At 39.4% G+C, this 11,627-nt stretch carries 10 protein-coding genes; 7 read left to right on the top strand and 3 right to left on the bottom strand.

Features of this window, described 5'->3' with window-relative positions:
* Positions 1–173 precede the first annotated feature (173 nt).
* The gene (locus MQE36_RS15455) at positions 174–1,061 is read right to left on the bottom strand and encodes a dienelactone hydrolase family protein (protein ID WP_242936869.1); all 888 of its coding nucleotides are present in this window, start codon (positions 1,059–1,061) and stop codon (positions 174–176) included.
* Between the two features lie 178 nt (positions 1,062–1,239).
* On the opposite strand from MQE36_RS15455, the gene MQE36_RS15450 reads away from it, so the two are divergent.
* From MQE36_RS15450 to MQE36_RS15420, 7 genes are read left to right on the top strand one after another with little or no spacing between them, the layout of a single operon-like run.
* A complete protein-coding gene (locus MQE36_RS15450; RefSeq protein ID WP_242936868.1) occupies positions 1,240–2,529 on the top strand; it encodes an efflux RND transporter periplasmic adaptor subunit in 1,290 nt (429 codons plus the stop codon).
* The gene (locus MQE36_RS15445; protein WP_242936867.1) at positions 2,526–3,965 is read left to right on the top strand and encodes a TolC family protein; all 1,440 of its coding nucleotides are present in this window, start codon (positions 2,526–2,528) and stop codon (positions 3,963–3,965) included. The genes MQE36_RS15450 and MQE36_RS15445 overlap by 4 nt, the downstream gene beginning before the upstream one ends.
* Before the next feature lie 2 nt (positions 3,966–3,967).
* Positions 3,968–4,633: an ABC transporter ATP-binding protein gene (locus MQE36_RS15440; protein ID WP_242936866.1), complete on the top strand. Its 666-nt coding sequence runs from the start codon at positions 3,968–3,970 to the stop codon at positions 4,631–4,633.
* 11 nt (positions 4,634–4,644) lie between these two features.
* The gene (locus MQE36_RS15435) at positions 4,645–5,985 is read left to right on the top strand and encodes an ABC transporter permease (RefSeq protein ID WP_242936865.1); all 1,341 of its coding nucleotides are present in this window, start codon (positions 4,645–4,647) and stop codon (positions 5,983–5,985) included.
* The gene (locus MQE36_RS15430) at positions 5,982–7,157 is read left to right on the top strand and encodes an ABC transporter permease (protein ID WP_242936864.1); all 1,176 of its coding nucleotides are present in this window, start codon (positions 5,982–5,984) and stop codon (positions 7,155–7,157) included. Before MQE36_RS15435 ends, MQE36_RS15430 begins: the two co-directional genes overlap by 4 nt.
* A 4-nt stretch (positions 7,158–7,161) precedes the next feature.
* Positions 7,162–8,520: a sigma-54-dependent transcriptional regulator gene (locus MQE36_RS15425; RefSeq protein WP_242936863.1), complete on the top strand. Its 1,359-nt coding sequence runs from the start codon at positions 7,162–7,164 to the stop codon at positions 8,518–8,520.
* The gene (locus tag MQE36_RS15420) at positions 8,510–9,769 is read left to right on the top strand and encodes a sensor histidine kinase (protein ID WP_242936862.1); all 1,260 of its coding nucleotides are present in this window, start codon (positions 8,510–8,512) and stop codon (positions 9,767–9,769) included. The genes MQE36_RS15425 and MQE36_RS15420 overlap by 11 nt, the downstream gene beginning before the upstream one ends.
* A 245-nt stretch (positions 9,770–10,014) precedes the next feature.
* On the opposite strand, the gene MQE36_RS15415 is transcribed toward MQE36_RS15420, so the two are convergent.
* Complete coding sequence (locus MQE36_RS15415; RefSeq protein WP_242936861.1) at positions 10,015–11,052, bottom strand: TQO small subunit DoxD; 1,038 nt, start codon at positions 11,050–11,052, stop codon at positions 10,015–10,017.
* A gap of 94 nt (positions 11,053–11,146) precedes the next feature.
* A complete protein-coding gene (locus MQE36_RS15410; RefSeq protein WP_242936860.1) occupies positions 11,147–11,539 on the bottom strand; it encodes a hypothetical protein in 393 nt (130 codons plus the stop codon).
* Between the last annotated feature and the right edge of the window lie 88 nt (positions 11,540–11,627).

The raw sequence follows: 11,627 nt of genomic DNA, 5'->3' as shown, positions 1-11,627 counted from the left end.
TATTTCAGTACGGGATATATTATAAACAAGAGCCTGCTGTAAAATGCAGGCTTTTATGTTTTACCCGATCATCGAGATTTAAATGCTCCGACGCTTGCCCCTATGAAATATTCCTAACGGAATTTCACAGGGCTTGCCCTTGTGAAATATTTTTCATGGAATTCCGAGGTGGTTTACTGTAGTTTTTTGGTAAAAAAATTAACAGTTCTGTTCCAGGCCAATTTGGCAGCAGCCTCATCGTATCTGGGGGTAGAGTCATTATGAAACCCATGGTTGGTATTGGGGTAGATATAGGCTGTATATTCTTTGTGATACTTCTTCAAGGCTGTTTCATAAGCCGGCCAGCCCGCATTTACCCTGCTATCCAATTCAGCATAATGAAGCAATAATGCTGCGTTAATGTTTTGTACAAGCTCTGAAGGAGGTTGCCCTCCATAAAAAGGAACAGCAGCTTTTAGACCATTTACTTTAACGGCCATCATATTTGAAATCCACCCGCCAAAGCAAAAACCGACCACACCTATATTTCCATTACATTCATCATGATTCTTTAAATATTCAAATGCAGCTATAAAATCTTCCAGCATTTCATTGCGATCTCTTTTACGCTGCAAAGCCCTTCCGTCATCATCGTTACCGGGATATCCCCCTAATGGAGTTAAAGCGTCGGGAGAAATAGTAATAAACCCCTCCATAGCGCCACGTCTGCCCACATCAGCTATATGAGGATTCAACCCCCTGTTTTCATGTACTACTATAACGCCTGGTAGCTTCCTGGTTTTATTTTTAATTCGGGACAGCTGGGCTCTAATTTTACCACCTCCATTTGGAGAGTCATAGACAATAAATTCAGTATCCAGCTTTTCTTCGTTTTCAGGAACTTGAATATGATCCTTGTAATTGGGAAGTACAAAACTTAATAGCGATGAAACAGTAAGTCCTCCTACAGCGTATAAAGACAGTTTTTCTATAAATTCTTTACGATCCATTTTATTATGAGCATAATCGTCGTACAGGTCGTATATCTTCTGATCGAGATCTTTCTTTTTAATTTTTCCCATGGTTGTTATTTGTTGGTTTGCAAGGTGTTGTTATAAAGTTACCGTTATCTTGTAATAATTCAAAGTGAATGTGTTGTATTAATCATAGCTATAAAGAAACATTCAGAAGACGGTATCGAACAGTAGTGTCCGATATCGGACAATTTTTCAAAATAAATTTCTGATTAAATGCCTTATAATGAGTGTTTTGTGTTTTTGGTACGGCATTGGCTTTTATTATGGCATGGATAAAATAATAGATAAACGTAAACAGCGGGTTAATAGGTTAAAGCGATTGCAAACACCTGCAGGAATAACTTTAGGGGCTATTGTACTCTTGGTTGTTGTTCCCCGTTTTTTTAGAACTTCTATGGATAGAAATACCATTATAATAGAGAGTGTAAAGCGAGGTAATATAGAAAATACACTATCGGCAGAGGGGGTGGTTGAACCATTTGGTGAAATCATACTGGTTAGCCCGGTTACGGCAAAGATAAAAAGTGTTTTTCATGAAGCAGGTGCAGTTATCGATTCCGGACAGGCAATTTTAGAGCTGGATGCTGAGTTTATGAAATTAGAATACAACCGCTTAAACGACGAACTGAAATTGAAAGATAACAATGTACAGAAGTTACGGTTGGAGTTACAAAAGAATTTGCAGCAAATCAGATTAGAGAATGAAATCAAAAGCCTGCAGGTAAAAAATTATGAGGCTGCCGTAAACCGTATGGAGCGTTTATATGAAATCGGAGGGGCAACAAAAGAAGCACTTGACCAAAGTAAGCAGGATCTGGAGATCGCAAGGTTGGAAAAAGAGAAATTACAAAGTGAATACGAATTTAAAAAAGCCTCTTTTGGTCAGGAACTGGCCAATGAAAATATATTGTCTTCAATCCAACGGCAAAAACTTGAAGAACTTGGTCAAAAGCTGGAAGATTCCAGGCTGAAAACCAATATATCAGGAATGCTGACATGGGTAGAAAAACGGATTGGAGTACAAGTACAGGAAGGTGAACCCCTCGCCAAAGTAGCAAATGTTTCTTCTTTTTTGATCGAAGCCAGAATTTCAGACAGATATATGCAGCAGCTTAAAAAGGGAATGCCGGTTTTGGTGGAAGTAAACAATACTGTAGCAAAAGGGAGCATCGACCAGATATCCCCAACCGTGGAGAACAATGCTGTAAAGTTTAAGGTACGCTTAGAAGCCGAAACCCAACAGATGTTAAAGCCAAACCTTTCAGTACCGGTGTCTGTAGTTACCGGAGAGCGTAAAAATTCGTTGTTCTTACCCGATGGTGCAGCTTTCGGAGGAGGAAAGATACAAAAGTTGTTTGTCGTTAACGGAAGCCAGGCCATAGCAAGAGAAGTAGAAATCGGAATTCAGGCAGGTGGCAAAGTAGAAATATTAAGCGGGCTAAAAGAAGGGGATAGTGTTATTGTCTCAGATATGGAGAACTATGAAAGTAAATCTAAACTGGCAATCAGATGAAGAAGTTAGTTTTATTAAGTTTTATGGTAGTTCATTTTTGTTATGGTCAGCAACCGGTCTATACTTTAGAACAGTTTATACAATTGGCTCAGGAAAATGCCATGAGTCAGAAACAAGCTGCCTTATCATTAACGGAAGCCTCTATAGATTATGAGGCATTTAAGGCTGTATTGAGACCTCAGTTAACATTAAAGGCACAGTTGCCGAACTTTTATAAAAGCTCTTCAGCAATTACACAACCAGATGGGAGTATAAGCTTTCTTCCTATTTCTCAGGATAATAGCGATCTGAAATTATTGTTGTCTAAACAAATAGGAGCCACCAATACCCGTATTTTTTCTGAGCTGAATTTGCAGCGATATGAAAACTATACGAATGATGCCGTATTGTATAACAGTGTTCCTTTTAGAATAGGCATTCAGCAGGGTATAAATACATTCAATAGTTTCAAATGGCAAAAGTCATTGAGCCAGATCGATTATCAGATAGCTGTTAAAAGTACCGTTGTAAACCATGAAAAGGTTGCCTTAGATGTGGTGTCAGGTTTTTTTGATGTATTGTTAGCCCAGGTAAGTCTGGAGATCGCTGAAACAAACAGGGACAGCAATAAAAAGATATACGATATAGCCAGGGAACGTTATGACCTTGGGGTACTGTCTAAAGCCGATTTGTACCAGCTCGAATTACAACTCAATAAGTCTGAGGAACAGCTTATCAGTGCCAAAAGACAGTTGTTAAGTTCAGACAGCCAATTAAAACAAGTAGTGAATATATTTCCTGTAGAGGATAGTTTATTTAGTGTTGAAGTGCCTCAGAATATCAGACATTTTTATATAGACCCTCATAAAGCAGAGCAGTTGGCCTGGAACAATAGACCTGAGCAACTGGAGAACGAACGGTCTATGATGGAAGCGGAAATGGTTTTGGATCAAGAAAGAAAAACACGCGGTATGCAGATGCAGTTGTATGGCAGCGTGGGTGTAATTGGTTCCGGGATGGATATTGGTACTGCTTACCAAAATTCTAAAGCAGATATTTTAGTACAATTAGGAATTGAAGTGCCTATTTTTGACGGAGGACAGCGACGGCTTGCAGTAAAGAAGAGAAAAGTTCAGTTAAAGTATAACATGGAAGAGAATACATTTAACGAACATAGCTTTAAACAAAGGGTACGACAACTGGCATTACAGTTTAACGAAATACAGGAAGAGTTAAGCTGGAGCCGGAAGAATTTAGATCTGGCACAAAAGCGATACGATATAGCCAGTCAACGCTATATTCTTAACGGTATAAGTGTTACAGACCTGACCCTGGCATTTGCAGAGCGGGATGCCACGTGGCGGAGTCATATCATGCTTTTAAGGAGTTATTGGACTTTGCATTATGCTTTACGCGAATTAACCTTGTATGATTTTGAAACTTCTAATTATTTATAACAATGATAAAGATTGAAAACCTAAACAAATCCTATTTTACAGATACGCTGGAAACCCAGGCTTTACAGAATATAAATCTCGACATAGCCGAAGGGGAGTTCGTGTCAGTAATGGGGCCTTCAGGGTGTGGAAAATCGACCTTATTGAATATGATAGGACTTATAGATCAGCCTTCTGAAGGAAAGATTTTTATTAACCAGATGCAACTGGAATCATTGCCTGAGAAAAGACTGGCAGAATTCAGGAACCAACATCTTGGATTTATATTCCAGAGCTTTCATCTTATTTCCGACCTGTCTGTTATTGATAATGTAGAGTTGCCCTTGCTATACAGAAAAGTGAGTGCCAGGGAACGACGAAAGATGGCAGAGCAGGCACTTGAAAAAGTGGGACTGATTCACCGGAAGACCCATTATCCGGGACAGCTTTCCGGAGGACAGCGACAGCGTGTTGCCATAGCCAGGGCCATTATCGGACAGCCATCGGTTTTGTTAGCTGATGAACCTACAGGGAACCTCGATAGTGTATTAGGAACCCAGGTGATGGATTTGTTAATGGAACTGAACAGCACTTCCAGAGTTACGATTGTCATGGTAACCCACGATGAAGGGATAGCAAAACGCACGAATCGGATTATACGTCTGTTTGACGGGAGTATCGTTAATTAAAAAGCATAACGATGTTTAAGAATTATATAAAAATAGCATTAAACAGCCTTCGAAAGAATGTACTATACACCGGAGTAACCCTCTTTGGAATAAGTTTTACGCTGATGGTACTTATTTTTGCGGTGGCAGTTTTAGAAAATGAATTAGGGAATAATAAACCGATGTCCGACTCGGATAAATTACTGTTTATTCCGAGTATGACAGCTGTTGGTTTTGAAAGACAGACAGAGACTGAATACGACAGTACTGTGGTTGATGGAATCTTGAAAATAGATACGATTACCACCACTAAGATCAACCGGGCCAATATAGTCAACGAGTCCAATTCTGCATTGTCGTATGCGGTTTTTAATGAAAAGATTAAACCGATGACTTCACCTAAATTAAAGTCGGTTTATTTTCCGGGTGTATCCATCAATGTATATCCTGCAAATACTAAATTAGAGTTGGAGGCAAACCTGGTAGATGCAGAGTTCTGGAAGATCTTTGATTTTGAATTTCTCGAAGGGAAACCTTTCTCGGAAATGACGGTAGATAACAGGGTTCGTGAAATTGTGATGAAAAAGGCTGCCGCCCAGGCTTATTTTGGAAAAAAAGACAATTATCTGGGGCTTGAATTTGTTTGGGGTACCAGGGGAAACTTTAAAGTTGTGGGAATCATCAATAAATCAGCCTCTTCCAATCAAGCTGTAAGAGCAGATATTTACATGCCTATTACTTTTGCCAACGAACACCTGTTAGACTTTAATTTTGGCCATCTGGGATCTTGTAATGCAGTGTTGCTGGCTCATAAAAAAACTGATTTGGGTAAGATAAGTAGGGAACTCGATAAAGCAGAAAAAACAATTCAGTCGGTAAACGATTTTGATGAATTCTCTTTCAACGAAAAAAGTATTAGAGATATGTATGCATGGAGTTTTATAGGTACCCAAAAACAGCGTTTCGGTAACAAATTGTTACAGTATGTGCTTACCGGCCTGATATTATTCATGCTGATACCGCTTATCAATCTTATCAATTTAAATAGTACCAGAGTCTTGGAACGTTCAGGAGAAATAGGAGTCCGCAAAGCTTTTGGAGCACAAACCAGGGATGTATTGGTTCAGTTCTTATTTGAAAACCTGATCCTTACTCTTATAGGCGGGGCCATGGGTTTGATACTAAGTCAGTTATTATTAGGGATTTTTAACACCAACGAATGGTTAGGAGAAACCCATCTGTCTATTAATCCGTTAGTGGCCTTTATTGGTTTGATCATCATAGTAGTGTTCTCCTTCTTATCAGGAATTTTACCCGCCTACAGAATTTCGAGAATAGCCATAGCCAACGCTTTAAAAACATCGTCGTTATGATACTTCATTATTTAAAATTATTGTGGAAACGCCGCAAGAGGCATACATTTTTATTTATTGAGTTTGCATTTACATTTTTAGTGCTGATTGCTGTCCTGCATTATGCCCTGGATAAGGTGAGGTATATGAGCGAGCCTCTGGGTTTTGAAGTAAAAGACAGGTATATTGTAAACCTGCAATTCGACAGGGAGCGGTTAGAAGACTCTACGGCATTCTTTGCCCAGGTCAATCAGCTGAAGAGCGGGTTAAGGACTTTACCGGAAATCACTTCCATAAGTGTTTCCAATGGTGTATTTCCTTTTGGGAACAGTGACTGGAATACGAATCACGAAGATGAGAACTTTTCCTATGCAACCTCATATACCATAATAGATGAGGATGCTGTCGGAGCCTATGGTTTGAAAATGGTGAAGGGACGGTTTTATAAAAAAGAAGATTATATTAAAAAAAATGTGCCTCTGGTGGTCAATCAGCAATTTGTAGATATGTTTATGACAGGCAAGGAACCTCTTGGTTATGTTTTCAGGTTTAACGGAAAGGATGCTGAGATTGTAGGGGTAACGGAAGCTTTTAAATACAATGGGGAATTCAGACCTGGTGGAGCGTTTACCTTTTATCCGGCTAATGAGAGCTGGGGAAATTCCAATACGTTTATCATTTCTGTTAAATCCAATACCCCGGCAATTATCCAGAAGCAGATACACGAAATCCTTAAGAGGGAATTGAAGCACGAAAACTTTTCAATAGATACGCTCCAGGCTTATAAAAAGACGTTTAACAATCGCTACTGGGTGCCGCTAATCGGGATGTTGAGTGTAAGCCTGTTTTTAATTATCAATATTGCGATGGGACTTTTCGGATCTCTGCGTTATGCAATTAATAAGAGAAGATCAGAGATAGGGTTAAGGAAGGTATTGGGTGCAACTTCACAAAACATTCATTTTCAGGTCGTAGGAGAGGTGTTGTTGTTAATGTTTTTAGCATTTGTGGTGGCTTTAATCCCAACGGTTCAGATATTTGAATTTGGTAACCTGATTACAGATTATAATACTTTTATTGCATCTATAGCCTTAAGCTTGCTATTAATACTTATTTTGGTGTTAATTTGTAGTATTATCCCAAGCCAAAGAGCTTCTAAATTGATGCCGGCAGTGGCTTTACATGAAGAATAAGTATATGCAACCATATAAAGTATTAATTCTAGACGATGATGAAACGGTCTGTCAGTCGTTACGGTATTTATTCGTAAAGCAAGGCTGGGAGGTACAGGCACTTACTAATCCGCTTAATGCGGTTCCTTTTATTGAAAATAATCCTGCCGACCTGATACTTTTAGACCTTAATTTTAGGGTTGGAACCGATGGGAAAGAAGGGTTAACATTGCTACAGCAAATTAAAGATTATTTTCCTGCCGTTCCGGTGATTCTTTTTACAGCTTGGGGAAGTATGCAGCTTGCCATAGACGGAATGAAACTTGGAGCAGCCGATTTTCTGACCAAACCGTGGAATAACGAACATCTGGTAGCTGCGGTCAGGACACAAATTCAGTTAACGGATAAAAATGAGAAAAATCATCGGTTAACGACCCATTCAAGTCTTGATGCTATCATTGGAACATCCGAATCTATTCAAACCATAAAGGAATGGATTGTAAAGGTAGCACCTACTGACGCCACAGTTCTTATTACCGGGGAAAGTGGTACGGGAAAGGAATTAGTAGCTAAGGCTGTTCACGATTTAAGTGCAAGGAAAGATCATTCTTTCGTATCCGTAAACCTGGGGGCTGTTCCGGAAGGACTTTTTGAAAGTGAATTATTCGGACATAAAAAAGGAGCTTTTACGTCTGCAGCTTCAGACAGGGACGGACGCTTTAAGCTTGCTGAAAAGGGAACGCTTTTTCTTGATGAAATAGGTGATCTGGCGCTTTCTTCGCAAGTGAAGTTGTTGCGGGTGCTCCAGGAAAAGGTGTATGAACCGCTAGGAGGTTCAAAACCATTCAAAACCGATGTCCGGATTATATCCGCAACGCATAAAGACCTGGCCGATATGGTAGTACGGGCTACTTTCAGGGAAGATTTGTTTTACAGGATTAATTTATTACATATTCATTTGCCTTCATTGTCGGAACGACAAACAGACATTCCGTTATTGGTAAATCATTTTATCGATCAGATCAATGATTCCGGAAATAAAAGGGTAAAGGTAGAAGACCATGCTTTGGAATGGCTCAGCAAACAGCGATACCCCGGGAATATAAGACAGTTGAAGAACTGTGTAGAACGTACAGTATTATTAAGTAGCAAAGACAAACTAGGGATAAAGGATTTTAAGCCTCATCTGGAAGCAAAACTCTTTAATAGTGCCAAATTCCCCAAGGTAGGAGAGGTTACCCTTGATGAAATGGAAATAAAGCTTATTACGAATGCATTAGAGTTCTATTCGGGGAATATTACCGATGCTTCCCGGGCATTGGGAATAACAAGAAGCTCTCTATACCGCAGGATCGATAAATACAATATAAAATATGACGCTTAAATGGCGATATCGTTTATATCATTTAACGGTGTTCTCCTTATTCACCGCTTTAGTGATCTATACATTCCACGACCGATTGTTATATCTGATGCTGGCCGAACTCGGGATTTTGTTTTTAATTGTCGGATCGTTTTACCTGTTTAAGGCACTATTCCTTCCCATCGAACAGATTAATTTGGGGATAGACACTATTAAAGATCAGGATTTTACTGTAAAGATCAGTGAAACCGGACTAAAAGAAGTGGATGAAATGATAAAAGTGTATAACGCCCTTATCGAAAATATCCGTAATGAACGTCGCTTTCAACAAGAACAACATTTCTTTTTGTCACAATTATTAGAAAACCTGCCGGTAGCCATTTTGATCCTCGATTATGATGACCGGATATCGGAGTATAACCCTTCGGCTTCCGGGTTGTTTAAGTTAACAGGCGACGATATCGGGAAAAAGATATCCGACGTATTGCCATTTGTAACAACTGTTGAAGCTCATGACCGGTTTCCTGTTAAACGTTTCGGGAATAATTATTACAGGGTTATTCTAAACACCTTTGTTCACAAAGGATTTTATCGAAAGGTATTGATGCTCGAAGAAGTGAGCCAGGAAATTTTCAGTATCGAAAAGAAAGCTTATGATAAGGTAATCAGGATGATGGCACATGAAGTGAAAAATTCAGTAGGGGCCGTTAACTCAATTCTCGAAGAACTAAAGAAAGAGCAAGGAGAAGAGGAGGCCGGTTTACTGGATATAAGTATTCGACGAAATAAAGCATTAAACCAGTTTATCAATAATTTTGCCAGGGTTGTCCGTATTCCCGAAGCCAGAATGAAACAGACAGAAATGGTGTCGTGGACAAATGAAATCCTTATGTTGATGAAGCCGAAAGCAGAAGAGAGGGGAGTCACTTTAAACTTTAAGCCTGCTGAACCGGCCATATATAAGCAGATTGATGTAACTCTGATGGAGCAGGTATTGATCAATATAATCCTCAATGCCATCGAAGCTTCAGAAAATTCAGAAGAAAGAAAAGTAACGCTCAGCATTACATCGGAACATATAACTGTTACCGATCGCGGTGTAGGGATATCCGACGAGTTGCAGAGCGAACTTTTTACACCTTTCTTTACCACAAAACCACAGGGACAGGGAGTTGGACTTACTATGGTAAGGGATATTCTTGAAAAACACCATTTTCAGTATTTTTTACAAAGTAAGGATGGCGTTACTCATTTTCAGATTGATTTTTGAACCGAAAATGAAAAGCATGGCATCGTTATAAACAAGCCATGCTTTTTCCCGATAACCGGTATTTATCCCGTATAGCTATCGGTAGTTCCGACGCTTGTTCCTGTGAAATGTTTCTGGATGAATTTCACAGGGCTTACGTTGAAATGTTTTACCCATGCGCGAGCTGGCTCCATCGCTAAAGAGGTAGGCTTTCCCTTATTTTATGCTCGGCTCTCTCGTGGGCTTGCCCCGGAATCTTTTATGTTTTAAGGAAGTACATGAGCTTCCCATTCAATTCCGCTTATATCGGTTAAGATAAGGGTATAAGGTGTATTGTTACCTACAGATATGTTATCCGGAAGGTTTACAGTGATCCGGGCTTTTGCTCCCAAAGGAATTATCAGGCTATGGGCTCCGGGTTTGACATTGGCTACGTAGTAATTATCGATATGTAAAGTATCTGGAAGTGACAGGTCTTTTCCGTTTAGACTGAACAGGGTTTTATCATTTGCATCTTTCAATGCTATACCAATTAAAAAAGAGCCGTATACATCTGCACCTTCTGTTCTGAATACATCAAAGGACAGTTTGCTTAAGTTAATGTTTGGATCTGTAATTTCTAATTTTGGTTTTACAGATTTATTATGAAGGTTCCCCCACACACCGCCATGGAAGTATTGGTTGGTAAACAGTGTTATGAATAAAATAACTCCTGATCCTATCCCGACAATGCGATGAAGATTTTTGATTTGTATCGATAATGGCCCGGAGGCTAACAGAGTAAACCATTTTTTGTGAATAAACGGCTTGTTTTTACTGATCATAAGCGCATCTACAGAGAATTTACCACTTCCGGTAAGGTAAATTGTAAATCCGGCAGCTATCCCTAATACGCCTATTTGCCATTCATCAAGGCATGTTGTTCCAATCCATCCGGCACCGAGTAAAATTCCCATGGCCAGACCAAATACGCCGATACTCATAAGACGGGTGAACAGACCCAACATAAAAAAGAGGCCGACGATACCTTCAACGATGGTGAAGATTACCATAGTGTACCATAATGTGTCCGGATGTGTTACGAGATACGCTATCATAGGTTTTATTCCCAAAGCATTTGGTAAAAAGTGGTTGAATTTTTCTCCAATATACCCCGGTAAATCGGGGTCCAGCTTATCGGCCAATACCAGTCGCCTCCAAAAGGCAGAAAAATAAGTCCACCCTACAACGAGTCGAAGCGCTGTAGTGAATAAACCGGAGAGTTGGTACCCTTCCGGCATATTTTTATGTTTAATGTTTTCCATTTGTAATTAAATTTAAAATTTGTGTAATAAGATGTTTACTTGAAGAATTCAGAGATTCTACAAGCAGGTAACTATTTAACAATGATGGAAAATATTAAAGATGAAGCCTGAGCTTTTTATATAAAATATAGACAGGTATTTTGGCAGTTGTCAGCCAACCCGGTGCAGACCGGAACGAAGGGGCTATTTCATTGCCAAAGTATTTATGTTCAAAGAATCGAAATACAGCCGAAAAGGAAATGTCAAGAACAAACTTGTTTTTTGTTTTCAGGTGCTTGCCCGGGGCTGCATTTTCATGATGTATATTGCAAAAGGTTCCGGTTTGGAATGTGGTTTTACCTACATTTAGTTGTTTGGTAACCGAAAGATCTAAAAATTGTTGAACAGGTTTGCGCAACGTACAAGATGAGAGTAATACCACTCCGAAAAGCAGTACGGCCAGGAGCATCCTGGACAACTGTACCATATAGTTCGAATATTTTTTCATGCGCATCACAAAGATGTAAAAAAACGAGATCAGAAAATTGCTTTTAAGAAAACTTTAGCCTTCCTGATCTCAGGTACCGGAATCGAAT

Origin of the sequence: Zhouia spongiae (assembly GCF_022760175.1) — a bacterium.
In the GTDB taxonomy this organism is placed as follows: domain Bacteria; phylum Bacteroidota; class Bacteroidia; order Flavobacteriales; family Flavobacteriaceae; genus Zhouia; species Zhouia spongiae.
This window is presented reverse-complemented; position numbering and strand designations above follow the sequence as displayed.

Coding starts and splice junctions, on each gene's coding strand:
- MQE36_RS15455 (WP_242936869.1), bottom strand. CDS start 1,061: ATGGGAAAAATTAAAAAGAAAGATCTCGATCAGAAGATATACGACCTG.
- MQE36_RS15450 (WP_242936868.1), top strand. CDS start 1,240: ATGAGTGTTTTGTGTTTTTGGTACGGCATTGGCTTTTATTATGGCATG.
- MQE36_RS15445 (WP_242936867.1), top strand. CDS start 2,526: ATGAAGAAGTTAGTTTTATTAAGTTTTATGGTAGTTCATTTTTGTTAT.
- MQE36_RS15440 (WP_242936866.1), top strand. CDS start 3,968: ATGATAAAGATTGAAAACCTAAACAAATCCTATTTTACAGATACGCTG.
- MQE36_RS15435 (WP_242936865.1), top strand. CDS start 4,645: ATGTTTAAGAATTATATAAAAATAGCATTAAACAGCCTTCGAAAGAAT.
- MQE36_RS15430 (WP_242936864.1), top strand. CDS start 5,982: ATGATACTTCATTATTTAAAATTATTGTGGAAACGCCGCAAGAGGCAT.
- MQE36_RS15425 (WP_242936863.1), top strand. CDS start 7,162: ATGCAACCATATAAAGTATTAATTCTAGACGATGATGAAACGGTCTGT.
- MQE36_RS15420 (WP_242936862.1), top strand. CDS start 8,510: ATGACGCTTAAATGGCGATATCGTTTATATCATTTAACGGTGTTCTCC.
- MQE36_RS15415 (WP_242936861.1), bottom strand. CDS start 11,052: ATGGAAAACATTAAACATAAAAATATGCCGGAAGGGTACCAACTCTCC.
- MQE36_RS15410 (WP_242936860.1), bottom strand. CDS start 11,539: ATGAAAAAATATTCGAACTATATGGTACAGTTGTCCAGGATGCTCCTG.